Source organism: Pseudomonas rubra, assembly GCF_028656935.1.
In the GTDB taxonomy this organism is placed as follows: Bacteria; Pseudomonadota; Gammaproteobacteria; order Pseudomonadales; family Pseudomonadaceae; genus Aquipseudomonas; species Aquipseudomonas rubra.
Map to the genome: position 1 here is coordinate 14,848 of NZ_JAMDGZ010000080.1, position 12,770 is coordinate 27,617.

10 protein-coding genes and 1 pseudogene are annotated in these 12,770 nt (G+C 59.2%); 3 read left to right on the top strand and 8 right to left on the bottom strand.

Annotated elements, in window-relative coordinates; genetic code table 11:
• The first annotated feature begins 81 nt into the window (after positions 1-81).
• Positions 82-990: a LysR family transcriptional regulator gene (locus tag M5G17_RS26490; RefSeq protein ID WP_273895822.1), complete on the top strand. Its 909-nt coding sequence runs from the start codon at positions 82-84 to the stop codon at positions 988-990.
• A gap of 3 nt (positions 991-993) precedes the next feature.
• On the opposite strand, the gene M5G17_RS26495 is transcribed toward M5G17_RS26490, so the two are convergent.
• The 6 genes from M5G17_RS26495 to M5G17_RS26520 form a co-directional block, all read right to left on the bottom strand.
• Positions 994-1,242 carry a hypothetical protein gene (locus M5G17_RS26495; RefSeq protein ID WP_273895823.1) on the bottom strand — a complete coding sequence of 83 codons (249 nt, stop codon included), beginning with the start codon at positions 1,240-1,242 and terminating at the stop codon, positions 994-996.
• A 137-nt stretch (positions 1,243-1,379) separates the two neighbouring features.
• A complete protein-coding gene (locus M5G17_RS26500; RefSeq protein ID WP_130265919.1) occupies positions 1,380-2,081 on the bottom strand; it encodes an ABC transporter ATP-binding protein in 702 nt (233 codons plus the stop codon).
• Positions 2,082-2,849: a high-affinity branched-chain amino acid ABC transporter ATP-binding protein LivG gene (gene livG, locus M5G17_RS26505; protein WP_273895824.1), complete on the bottom strand. Its 768-nt coding sequence runs from the start codon at positions 2,847-2,849 to the stop codon at positions 2,082-2,084.
• On the bottom strand, positions 2,846-4,102 hold the full coding sequence (locus M5G17_RS26510; RefSeq protein WP_130265917.1) for a high-affinity branched-chain amino acid ABC transporter permease LivM: 1,257 nt from the start codon (positions 4,100-4,102) through the stop codon (positions 2,846-2,848). Before M5G17_RS26510 ends, livG begins: the two co-directional genes overlap by 4 nt.
• A complete protein-coding gene (gene livH / locus M5G17_RS26515; protein ID WP_045185823.1) occupies positions 4,099-5,022 on the bottom strand; it encodes a high-affinity branched-chain amino acid ABC transporter permease LivH in 924 nt (307 codons plus the stop codon). The genes M5G17_RS26510 and livH overlap by 4 nt, the downstream gene beginning before the upstream one ends.
• Positions 5,023-5,248: 226 nt before the next feature.
• A complete protein-coding gene (locus M5G17_RS26520; protein ID WP_273895825.1) occupies positions 5,249-6,376 on the bottom strand; it encodes a branched-chain amino acid ABC transporter substrate-binding protein in 1,128 nt (375 codons plus the stop codon).
• 362 nt (positions 6,377-6,738) lie between these two features.
• Here M5G17_RS26520 and M5G17_RS26525 point away from each other — a divergent pair, with 362 nt between their 5' ends.
• Positions 6,739-7,044 (top strand): DUF2288 domain-containing protein, encoded by a 306-nt coding sequence (locus tag M5G17_RS26525; protein ID WP_273895826.1) that lies wholly within the window; start codon positions 6,739-6,741, stop codon positions 7,042-7,044.
• Positions 7,045-7,223: 179 nt separating this feature from the next.
• On the opposite strand, the gene M5G17_RS26530 is transcribed toward M5G17_RS26525, so the two are convergent.
• A complete protein-coding gene (locus M5G17_RS26530; protein ID WP_273895827.1) occupies positions 7,224-9,404 on the bottom strand; it encodes a hypothetical protein in 2,181 nt (726 codons plus the stop codon).
• A 201-nt stretch (positions 9,405-9,605) separates the two neighbouring features.
• On the opposite strand from M5G17_RS26530, the gene M5G17_RS26535 reads away from it, so the two are divergent.
• A complete protein-coding gene (locus M5G17_RS26535; RefSeq protein ID WP_273895828.1) occupies positions 9,606-10,526 on the top strand; it encodes an NAD(P)-dependent oxidoreductase in 921 nt (306 codons plus the stop codon).
• 97 nt (positions 10,527-10,623) lie between these two features.
• On the opposite strand, the pseudogene M5G17_RS26540 reads toward M5G17_RS26535, so the two are convergent.
• Positions 10,624-12,669, bottom strand: a pseudogene (locus M5G17_RS26540) (putative bifunctional diguanylate cyclase/phosphodiesterase); the annotation flags it as partial.
• Between the last annotated feature and the right edge of the window lie 101 nt (positions 12,670-12,770).

The following is a 12,770-nucleotide window of genomic DNA, read 5'->3' on the forward strand; positions in this document are numbered from 1 at the left end:
ACAAGGTTCAAGTCTAGGGTGGATTTTTCTGCAGATAAGCGTGCTAATAGGCAACCTTTGGTTTTCATGCGGAAACAATCCATGAGCGACCTCGATGACCTTTCGGCTTTTGCCGTATTGATGGATGCCGGCAGTTTTACCCAGGCTGCGCAACAACTGGGCTGGAGCAAGGGACAGTTGTCCAAGCGCATCAGCGCCCTGGAGGCCAGCCACAGCGTCAAGTTGCTGCACCGTACAACGCGCCGGCTCAGCCTGACGGCGGCCGGCGCCATGTTGCTGCCTCAGGCGCAGGCACTGGTGCGGCAGATGGAAGGGGCGCGGCAGACCCTGGCCATGCTCAAGGACGAACTGGCGGGCCCGGTGCGTATCACCGTGCCGGTGTCGTTGGGCGAGACGTTTTTTGAAGGGCTGTTGCTGGAGTTTTCCAGCCGTTACCCGGATTTGCAGGTCGAGCTTGAACTGAACAACGGTTATCGCGACCTGCTGGGAGATGGCTTCGACCTGGCGATTCGCACCGAAGTCGAGGATGACGCGCGCCTGGTTGCCCGCCCGTTGCTGGCCATGCAAGAGTTGACCTGTGCCAGTCCGGATTACCTGCAGCGTCATGGCGAGCCACGAGTGCCGGCCGAGCTGAGCAGCCATCGTTGCCTGCTCAACAGCCATTACAGCGGTCGTGAAGAGTGGCTGTACCATCAGCAGCATGAATTGTTGCGGGTGCAGGTGGCTGGCAGCTTTGCCAGCAATCATTACAGCCTGCTGAAGAAGGCGGCGCTGCTGGGCGCGGGGATCGCCCGTCTGCCCTCGTACATGCTGCACGCGGAACTGGCTGACGGCCGTTTGCAGTGGTTGCTGCGCGACTATCAGACGCGCAGCGTACCGCTGTTTCTGGTACACCCCTATCAGGGAGGGATGCCCCAGCGGGTCCAGGTACTGGTTGATTACCTGCTGAGCTGGTTCAGGCGTGGTAGTCAGGCATTGCAGACCCTGTAGGGCTTACATCTTGTCGTCGTGCTTTTCGTTTTTCATCATCTTGTCGTTCTTTTCCATTTTTTTGTCCTTGTTCATATCCTTGTTCATGTCCATCTTCTGCTCGTCGGCCATTTTCTTGTCCATTTTCATGTCCTTGTCCATGCTCGCCTCCTTACTCATCTTCATGTCATCGGCGGCGTGCACCAGGGGCAGAAAGGCCAGGCCCGAGCCCAGAGTGAGGATGAGGGCAGCGCTGCGAAAGGTCTTGTTCATGCTAAGGCTCCAGTAGAGGGAAGAGGTGAGGGCCAGTGTTCTGGCTCACCTGCAGCACTAGAGTCGCGTACCCTGGAGGCGTTACAGCGGGCAAGAAAAAAGGCCCGAAGGCCTTTTTCATGTGTTGCACAGCGGCATCAGCCGCCCAGGTAAGCGTCGCGTACCTTGGGGTCGGTGAGCAGCGCTTCGCCGGTGCCTTCCATCACCACCCGGCCGTTTTCCAGCACATAGGCGCGGTCAGCGACCTTCAATGCCTGGTTGGCATTCTGCTCGACCAGGAACACCGTCACGCCATCACGGCGCAGTTGCTCGATGATATCGAAGATCTGCTGGATGATGATCGGCGCCAGGCCCAGCGAAGGCTCGTCGAGCAGCAGCAGCTTGGGCTTGCTCATCAGCGCCCGGCCGATGGCGAGCATCTGCTGCTCGCCCCCGGACATGGTGCCGCCACGCTGGCTGAAGCGCTCCTTCAGGCGCGGGAACAACTGCAGGACCTTGTCCATCTGCTCCTGGTAGTCGCCCTTGTCGGTGAAGAAGCCGCCCATGGCCAGGTTCTCCTCCACGGTCAGGCGGGCGAACACACGGCGGCCTTCAGGGACCACGGCGATGCTCTTGCGCATGATGTGCGAGGACGACTGTCCGACCAGCTCTTCGCCCAGGTAGCGGATGCTGCCGCTGCTCGCTTGCGGCGAGCCGCAGAGGGTCATCAGCAGGGTCGACTTGCCGGCACCGTTGGCGCCGATCAGGGTGACGATCTCACCCTGGCGGATCTCGACGTTGACGCTGTGCAGTGCCTGGATCTTGCCGTAGAAGGTGGAAACGTTTTCAAACTGCAGCATTTACGCTTCCCCCAGGTAGGCTTTGATCACTTCAGGGTTGTCGCGGATCTGATCCGGCGTACCGTCTGCCAGGGGTGTACCCTGGTTGATCACCACGATGTGGTCGGAGATGCTCATCACCAGCTTCATGTCGTGCTCGATCAGCAGCACGGTGACATTGTGCTCTTCACGCAGGATGCTGATCAGCGCCTTGAGGTCCTCGGTCTCTTTCGGGTTCAGGCCGGCCGCCGGTTCGTCGAGCATGATGATCCGTGGACGGGTCATCATGCAGCGGGCGATTTCCAGGCGACGTTGCTGGCCATAGGCAAGCGTGCCAGCAGGACGGTTGGCGAACTCGAGCAGGTTGACCTTCTCCAGCCAGTACCGCGCGTACTCCTTCGCTTCGAGCTCACTGCGGCGGAAGGACGGGGTCTTGAGCAGGCCGGCGAGGAAGTTGGTGTTCAGGTGCCGGTGCTGGGCGATCAGCAGGTTCTCCAGGGCGGTCATCTCTTTGAACAGACGCACGTTCTGGAAGGTCCGCACCACGCCCTTGCGGGCGATCTCATGGCCGGCCAGGCCCTGGATCGGTTGACCATCGAGCAGGATGGTGCCGTCACTGGGCTTGTAGAAGCCGGTCAGGCAGTTGAACACCGTGGTCTTGCCTGCGCCGTTCGGGCCGATCAACGCCACCACCTGTTTTTCCTTGACGGTCAGGGCCACGCCGTTGACCGCCAACAAGCCGCCGAAGCGCATGCTCAGGCCGCTGACTTGCAGAATTTCGCGGCTCATCGACGCAGCTCCATATGTGGACGTTGCATAGGCAGCAGGCCTTGCGGACGCCAGATCATCATCAACACCATCAGCGCACCGAACATCAACATGCGGTATTCGCTGAATTCGCGCATCAGTTCAGGCAGCAGGATCATCACGATGGCCGCCAGAATCACGCCCAACTGAGAGCCCATGCCGCCCAGCACGACGATGGCCAGGATGATGGCCGATTCGATGAAGGTGAACGACTCCGGTGTCACCAGGCCTTGGCGCGCGGCGAAGAAGCTGCCGGCGAAACCGGCGAAGCAGGCACCCAGGGTGAACGCCGACAGCTTGATCACGGTGGGGTTCAGACCCAGCGCGCGGCAGGCAATCTCGTCTTCACGCAGGGCTTCCCAGGCACGACCGATCGGCATGCGCAGCAGCCGGTTGATCACGAACAGCGCCAGCAGTGCCAGCAGCAGCGCTACCAGGTAGAGGAAGATCACCTTGTTGATTGAGTTGTACTGCAGGCCGAAGAACTCGTGGAAGGTCTGCATGCCTTCGGCGGCTTTGCGTTCGAAGGTCAGGCCGAAGAAGGTCGGTTTCTCGATGTTGCTGATCCCGTTTGGACCGCCGGTAAGACCGGTGAGGTTACGCAGGAACAAGCGGATGATCTCACCGAAACCCAGGGTCACGATGGCCAGGTAGTCACCGCGCAGACGCAATACCGGGAATCCGAGCAAAAAGCCGAAGGTCGCCGCCATAAGGCCAGCGATCGGCAGGCAGATCCAGAAGCTCAGGCCGTAGTAGTGCGACAGCAGGGCGTAGCTGTAGGCGCCGACGGCGTAGAAGCCGACATAACCCAGGTCGAGCAGGCCTGCCAGACCGACCACGATGTTCAGGCCCAGGCCCAGTAACACGTAGATCAGGATCAGGGTGGCAATGTCGACCGCGCCGCGCGAGCCGAAGAACGGCCAGACCAGGGCAACCATGATCAGGCCGAGGATTACCCAGCGCTGCGTCTTGGGCAGGGTCAGGAAGTTGCTCACCGCGGGCGAGATCAGCTTGCGATCGGAGCGCCTGCGAGTAACGGTGCTCCACTGCTTGTCAAACAGCACACGCAGGAACATCAGCACCGAGCACACGGCAATCACCGTGATGGTGAACGGCCCCTGACTGTGAACGATCAGGTTGATGCCGTCGATGCTGAGTTTGAGTCCCAGTACCGGGAAGGCCACGGCCCAGACCAGCAAGGCGCTGAAGAACGCCTGTTTGAGATTTTTGTTCATACTTTTTCAACCTCCGGACGGCCGAGAATGCCGGTCGGACGGAACAACAGCACGAGAACCAACAGGCCGAACGCCACTACGTCCTTGTACTGGTCACCGAAGATATCGGCGCCAAAAGCTTCAGCCACCCCCAGCACCAGCCCTCCGAGCATGGCGCCTGGAATACTGCCGATGCCGCCCAGTACCGCTGCGGTAAAGGCCTTCAGGCCCACCAGGAAGCCGGCGTTGGGGTTGATCACGCCGTACTGCATGCTCAGCAGTACCGCCGCCACGGCGGCCAGGGCCGCACCGATGACGAAGGTCAGGGCGATGATGTTGTTGGTGTTGATGCCCAACAGGTTGGCCATCTTGATGTCTTCGGCACAGGCCCGGCAGGCCCGGCCCAGACGCGAGCGGGAGATGAACAGGGTCAAACCGGTCATGGCCACCAGGGTGACGATGAAAACCAGGATCTGCATGTAGGAGATCAGCACTTCCTCTGCGCCGCCCGGGCCGAAGGAGATACTCCCAGGGATCAGGTTGGGGATGGACTTGTCCTTGGAGTCCTGGGATAGCAATACGGTGTTTTGCAGGAAAATCGACATACCGATGGCAGAAATCAGCGGGATCAACCGGTTGCTGTTACGCAACGGACGGTAGGCGACCCGTTCGATACTGTAGCCATAGGCACTGGTTACGAAGATCGTGGCGACGAAAGCGACGGTCATCAATATCGGCAGTGAATCGATACCCATCATGGCCAGCCCGGCAAGGGCAATGAAAGCCACATAGGAACCAATCATGTACACCTCGCCATGGGCGAAGTTGATCATTCCAATGATGCCGTAAACCATTGTGTAGCCAATGGCTATCAAGGCATAGGTGCTGCCAATGGTCAGGCCATTAACCAGCTGTTGGAAGAAGTGATAGATCTCAGGCATTACAGCGCTCCTAAAAACCTGATACGCATTTCACTGGTGGGGATGCCCCCGGCCCGGTCGTGTGGTCTTGGCCACTTTGGTACAGGCACTGTCAGCGAACCGCTGGTGACGGTTTTAAGATTTTCAGGTGAACCTGCTCCCGGATCGCGGGAACAAGGTCCATGAACCTCGTAAAACAAAGCCCACTGCTCGCACAGTGGGCTTGTGGTCATGTAGTCAGACGGGGTTACTGAGGAGAAACCTCGGTTTTAGGTTTGCCGAAATGCCATTCGTAGACCACGAATTTGAAGTCTTTCAGGTCGCCTTTGGCGTCGTACGACAGGTCACCGGTCGGGGTCTTGAAGGTACCGGCGTGGATGGCCTCGGCCACCTTGGCAGTGTCTTCGGACTTGGCGGCCTTGATGCCTTCGGCGATCAGCTCAACAGCCGAGTAGGCCGGGAACACGAACGGGCCGCTAGGGTCTTTGCCATCAGCTTTGATAGCGTCGGCGATGGCCTTGTTCGCAGGGTCGGCATCGAAGGACTTGGGCAGGGTGACCAGCAGGCCTTCGGAGGCACCCTGGGCGATTTGCGAGATGGAGTCGTTGCCGACACCTTCAGGGCCCATGAACTTGGCGTTCACGCCTTTCTCTTTGGCCTGACGCAGGATCAGGCCCAGCTCTGGGTGGTAGCCGCCGTAGTAGACGAAGTCGACGTTGGCTTGCTTGAGCTTCTGGATGATCGAAGAGAAGTCCTTGTCGCCGGCGTTGAGGCCTTCGAACACGGCAACCTTGACGCCTTTGCCTTCGAGGGTGGTTTTCACGGCGCTGGCGATACCTTCACCGTACTGCTGCTTGTCGTGCAGTACCGCAACCACTTTCGGTTTGACGTGGTCGGCGATGTAGTTGCCGGCCGCCGGGCCCTGGGCGCTGTCCAGGCCGATGGTGCGGAAGATCAGTTTGTAGCCGCGAGCGGTGATTTCCGGGCTGGTGGCAGCGGGGGTGATCATGATCACGCCTTCGTCTTCGTAGATGTCGGACGCAGGCTGGGTAGAGCTGGAGCACAGGTGGCCGACCACGTACTTGACGCCGTCGTTGACCACTTTGTTGGCGACTGCCACGGCCTGTTTAGGGTCGCAGGCGTCATCGTATTCTTTGGCTTCAAGCATCTTGCCGTCGACGCCGCCCTTGGCGTTGATGTCCTTGATGGCCTGTTTTGCACCGATGAACTGCATGTCGCCGTACTGAGTGACCGGGCCGGTTTTCGGGCCGGCGATGCCGATCTTGATGGTATCGGCTGCAAACGAATGGCTGGCAACCCCGGCCAGTACCATTGCGGCAAACAGCTTGGAAATCTGCTTAGTAGCCTTACTCATAGTGCTCCACTCATTCTGTTGTAATTTTTATAGTCCTGGCGGCCAGAGCTTGAGGACCGGATCAGGTTCCATGGGAGGCCACGCCTCGCCACGGACCCGGATAACCCCCGGATCGGCCCTGGCAACTGTACCGGTACAGTGTAGAGCGCTGCTTTGTCGCTTGAAAAGCAGGCCCGCTGGGGCAAAAACCGGGGGTGTCGCCTAATCGACAGAAAGTTATAGAAAAACGCCACCGTTTTGCCAGTTTCTCTGGTCAATGCCGGGCATTTACCACCTTGTCGATCAATTACTTATTTTGAAACTGGGTTTTTCTGCAAAAATACCGACCTTTATCGCGGTCGAATTATTTCTGGTAGGAACCCATGACTGATCAACCAAGCACCCTCTATGCCAAATTGCTCGGCGAGACGGCAACAATCGAGTGGAAAGCGCTGGAGCGTTTTTGGGCCAAGGGTGACCTGATTTGGGTCGACCCGAACCTGGACCTGATTGAAGTTGCACAGGCAATGGCCGAAAACCGTAGCGATGCCTTTGCTAAGTGGCGTGATGATGGCACTGTCGGCGCGGTCACTGCGCACCAGGCGCTAGACCTTCAGAGCCGCGATCCAGAGATCTGGGCGGTGGTGGTTTCGCCGTTTATCGTGATTCAGGAAAAGACCAAAGGCTGAACATGCGCCAAATTGGTGCGTGAAAATGCACAGCGAGGAGGTTTTGGTGCGCGGGACTGTTCAGTCAGGGTGACTGTTGGTAACAGTTGGGTGTGCCGAGACAGTGCGGTAACAGTCAAATCGCGGGGCAAGCCCGCTCCTACAGATGTAGGAGCGGGCTTGCCCCGCGATGCTTTCAATCAGTAATCGATTTTCCCGGTATGACTGTTCAGCGAGATCACCCGGGTCTTGCCAATACGGTGACGGTAAATCTCACGCAGATACTTCACCGCTTTCTTCACACATTCGCGTGACAGCCGGATGTCATTGATCGAGACGAACTTGCTCTTGTCGTTGATCAACTCCCGGTACTTTTTCTCGTACATCGGTTTGATCGCGTACCAGTTGGTATCGAGGATCTTCGCCGGGTTCTCGAACTCGTTGAGCAGGTCGTCGATGCGGTCTTCATCGAAGACGTCGCTGGTGATGAACTCAAGGACGGCATTGTCCAGGGTGTCGTCGAAACGGTACGGGTTACGTGCGAAGCAGCGCTTGATGAAGGCCACGATCAAGGTCAGGAAGTCGTCTGACAGGCATGGGCTCTTGGCAATCAGGGTGGTCAGCGACAGGTTGGCCGAGGCACCGATCACCAGCGCATAGCGCTTGAGCGTGGTGTTGGGGAACAGGCTGTTCAAATGAGTCTTGAGCCGGTTCAGGTCCATGTACGACAGCTTGTAGTCCTTGGGCAGGGACACGATCGACACCACCGACGAGCAGTTCTTGAAGAAATGCAGGTCGTGCAGCGCCGCGGCGTCATAACCGGAGGCCTGGTATTGCTCAAGCGCGGCGCGGTAGCGACTGGACTCGATCGGCAGCAGGCTGATGCCTTCGATCGCCTGGGTCACCTTGTTGAAGTGCGGCAGGTCGATGGAACGGAAGAACAGATCGTCAATGTTCAGCCGTGGCTGCTCCTTCTCGAACACCTTGAACTTGTCCGAGCTTGGCGACGGCTGTTCCGGCACTACCGATTCGGCATAGGCAATCGCCACCGGGCCTGCCAGGCTCATGAACAGGTCGTTGGCATCCAGGCGGATGGTTTCGCCGATGTCGATGCCAGCACGACGGAAGTAGTTCTGGTCGTAGTCGGTGGTTACCGCCTGGGCGGTGAGGATGTTGAAGATCTGTTGGGAGATGTACTGGTTGGCGTGCTTCTCCATGGCATTGACATCAATGTTCTGGATGTTGCCGTCATCGTTCGCTTCGGCGTAGCGCATGATGTCGTTGGAAATCAGCATCATCGCGTTCCAGGGGCGGATACGGCCCATGACGCTGGCTTCGCTGCTGTCCTCGTTGTCGAAGTTGTACGAAAAGTCCCACTCTTCGGACAGGTACTTGCACAGCAGCCGTCCGGCGTTGATGTGCAGGGCTTCGGACATTTCGCTGCGGTGATCGGAGATGTTCGGCAGCACGCAGATGCCGCTGGTGAAGATCGGCTCGAAGACAAACGAATGACCGCTCTTGCCGTCGTTTTCGTCGGCCGGCTTGGTGTCGAAGGTCTTGTTCATGTACGAGTACTGCTGGGCCAGGCCGAACTCCGAGGCCATGCCCGAACCGGTACCGCCACCGGCGCTGAAGATGTAGAAGTACAGCCGCGACTGGTTGGCCTTGATCCCGCAGGAGTCGATCAGGTAGGAGTGGATCAGCTTCCAGTCGGCGCTGGAGAAGCGCTGGGTTTCCTTGTTGAGGATGATCTTGGCCAGGTACTGGCCGAGAATCGGCGCGTTACCGGCACCGCCTGCATGGACTTCGGAGAGGTCCATGATCTTCATTTTGCTGTAGTCGCGGATGAACCCGCTCTTTTCACCCTTGCGCGAAAAACGGATGCGGCCGGCGATGTCCTTGTCCAGGTCGCCGAGCATTACCAGCGGCTCTACCAGGAACACTGGCTTGGCGCTCTTGTTCTGCACCAGGCGCAGGTTGTTGCGAATCCAGCGCGCAGGGCTGTAGTTTGGTTCGCTGCTGGCGCGGTCTTCGTTGTTGAATTCGTTGAGGTAAAAGGTCCTGGCGTTGTATACAAGTTCAGCAACATCCAGGGCGATGTTCGAGCCACAGCGGCCCAGGCCGATCAGGCACACCGAAGGGAATTGCTGGTCCAGGCGCAGTTGAGTGTCGTCTTCGACATGCACGCTGGGCGGGAACACCAGGTCACGCAGGCCGTCCAGGTTATCGAGGATGCGCTGGATATCGGTTTCGGTGAAGTACAGGTACTGCTGCGGGTTAAGCGTCCGCGGGCTGTAGTAACTCGAGCCGGGAGCGCTGTACGCGGGAGTGGATGAAGTCAGCTCGGAAACCGCGTTGGCAGAAGTAGTCTTGGAGGTCATTTTGCGCCATTTGCCTGGGGGTGGGTGGCTGTTCTAGTAGGTAGCATAGAGCCATCACTGGGTAAGGTTCGCGACTGTATCAGCGCGCATTTGGCGTGAGCGATAGGGGGGCACCCTATGCCGATGTAAGAGTTTTCCTTGTCACGCCTGCAAACTGAATCGTCCGATCAGTCAACTTCTTTAATTTGTCTGGAGCTATTCATGAGCACTGCACGTCCTTTGTTGGGGTTTGCCGGTATCGGTCTGATGGGCTTGCCCATGTGCCGGCGGCTGTTGGCAGCGGGTTATCCGCTGACGGTGTGGAACCGCTCGCCGGACAAATGCGCCGAACTGATCAACGCTGGCGCACGTCAGGTGGCAACCCCGGCCGAGCTGTGTCAGCACGCTGATGTGTTGATGCTGTGCCTGGCCGATACCGCAGTGGTGCGTGAGGTGGTGTTTGGCCAGGAGGGGATTGCCGCGGGTGGCAAGGCCGGCCAGTTGCTGGTGGATTTCTCCAGCCTGGAGCCGACGGCCACTCGGGAAATGGCCAGTGAACTGGCGGCCAGCACCGGCATGGGCTGGCTCGATACACCGGTATCCGGCGGCACCCCGGGCGCCGAAGCCGGCACCCTGGCAATCATGGCCGGTGGCTCGGCGGCAGATCTTGATCGTGTGCGGCCGATCTTGCTGACCCTCGGCCAGCGGGTCACCCACATGGGGCCGGTAGGCGCAGGGCAGGTGACCAAGGCCTGCAACCAGATGATCGTCGCCTGCAATGCCTTGGTGATTGCCGAGGTGGTGGCGCTGGCCGAGCAATCGGGCGTGGACGCCCGCCTGATTTCCGAGGCCCTGGCCGGAGGTTTTGCCGATTCAAAACCCTTGCAGATTCTCGCCCCGCAAATGGCCGAAAGTCGTTTTGAACCGGTGAAGTGGCACGTGCGCACCTTGCTCAAGGACTTGGACAGCGCCGTGAAGTTCTCCCGCGAGCAGGGCTCGGCGACGCCTATCAGCGGCCTGGCCGCGCAACTGATGCGCTTGCATGGTAGTCAGGGCTATCTGCAAAAAGATCCGGCGACTTTGATTGATCTGTACCGGCAAAAGGATTGCAACGCTCCAGTGCCTGTTCATGGCGCTGATTGAGTTCGCCCAGCACCGGGCGCAGCTCGCCCAGCGGCAGCGGTCGGCTGAGCAGGTAACCCTGGAGGTAATCGCAGCCATGCTGGGCAAGGAACTGGTACTGCTCGATGGTCTCGACCCCTTCGGTGATGACTTGCAGGTGCAGGGTATGGGCCATGACGATGATTGCCTGGACGATTTCCATGTCCTGCCGGCTGCGCGGTACATCCTGAATAAATGATCGATCGATCTTCAGCGTGTCCAGCGGCAGGCGTTTGAGGTAGGCCAGTGACGAGTAGCCGGTACCGAAGTCATCAATCGACAGCGACACGCCTTGGGCACGAATACCCTTGAGCAAGGCGATGGTGTTGTGAATGTTGCCCATCAGGGCGTTTTCGGTGACTTCCAGCTCCAGTTGGCGCGCCGGGATCCCGGCCTGGCGCAGAGCGTCTTCAACTTCCCAGGCCAGTTCTTCGCGAGCCAGGGTCAGCGCCGAGCAGTTGACCGTGACTTTCAGCCCGTCATAGCCATGACGGTTGAGCTGGGCGAGGTCGGCGCAGGCATGGCGCAGCACCCACAGGTCCAGGTCAGCGATCAGGCCGTTGGCTTCGGCAATACCGATGAAACGGTCGGGGCTGAGCAAGCCGTGTTGTGGATGTTGCCAACGCACCAGCGCTTCAAGCTTGGCGACCTGGCCGGAGTGCAGGTCGAAAATCGGTTGGTAATGAATGCGCAAGCCACGCTCTTCGAGCAGGGCGATACGCAGTTCTTCCTCCAGCTGCAGCTCCAGGGTGGCCCGGGTTTTCAGGTTACTGTTGAAGAAATTGAGGATGTTGCGCCCGCAACCTTTGGATTGATACAGGGCCAAGTCGGCGTTTTTCAGCAGTTCTTCGCAGCTGCGGCCGTCATCGGGGAACACGCTGATGCCGATGCTGGTGGTCATGACCATGCGCCGCCCGGCGAGGTCAATCGGCTCTTTCATCTTCTGCATGATGCGCTGGGCCAGGTGGCGGGCCTCATCACGGCTGTGCAAGGCGGTGAGGATGCAGAACTCGTCGCCGCCAAACCGGGCGACCACATCCTGGCTGCGGGTGGCGGTCTTGATCTGTGCGGCAATCACCTTGAGCAACTCGTCGCCTGCGTCATGGCCAAGGCTGTCGTTGATGCGTTTGAAGTGGTCGATGTCGAGGAACATCACGGCCAGCATGCCGTCATTGGCCGTTTGCTCGGCGAGGCGCTCGGCGAACACCTGGTTGAAACCACGGCGATTGACCAGGTTGGTCAGTGCATCGTAATGGGCCGCCTGCTGCAGCGACACCCGTGCCTGGTCGAGTTGGCTGAGCAGTACGTTGACCCGCCGAAGGTCGTGCTCCTTGCTTTGCAGCTTTTTGTCCGACAGTGCCGCGCTGATGCTGCTGGCGCTGATCAGCAGGGTAATAAAGGCAATGGTCAGGCTCAGTTGCAGGCTGTTGTCACTGACCGGTAGCGACAATGGCGTATCGGGAGGGATCACCAGGGTCAATGCCGCCATCCCCAGCAAATGGGTGCCGACAATGCCTGCGGCGAGTATCAGGCTGGCGCCATACTTCATCACCAGGTAGAGCGTGCCGCTGCCGTTGCGAAAAAAGCGCGCGAACAACAAGGCCGCCAGGCTGGTAGCAATGGCTGCGGCAGCTGAGGCGGCGACCAGGTCCGGGCGATAGAACTGCTGGGCAGTGGAGCGCATGGCGGCCATACCGGTGTAGTGCATGGCAACGATACCCAGGCCAAAACACACTGCTGCTTGCACATAGTGGCGCGGCTGCAGTTCCTGGCGGCCCAGGGTATTCATGGCCATCCAGGCGGCCAGCAGCATGATCAGCAATGAGGTGCCGGTCAGGGTAACGTCGTAATGCACTTCCAGCGGCGTTTGCAGGGCCAGCATGCTGACGAAATGCATGGCCCAGATGCCACCGGCCAGGCAGCAGGCGCCGAGCAGGCGCCACTGACGCTGGGCCGCAGGGAGTTCGACATGGCTCAGGCGCTCGGCCATATCGAGTGTGGCGAAGCTGCCGGCGCTAGCGATCAGAAACGCAAGCAGAACCAGATACGGGTTGTGCCTGCAATCAAGTAGGATTTGTCCGGTTGCCGGAAGTTCGGCGAGCATTTGCAGCCCCAGCCACTCCATAGCATCTCTCTTGGTCTAGTGTGCACGCGTGCCCCCCATACCTCGTTCGGAGACCGTTCTGCAGGAGTATAGGAATGGATGATTAGTCCATCCTGAATAAT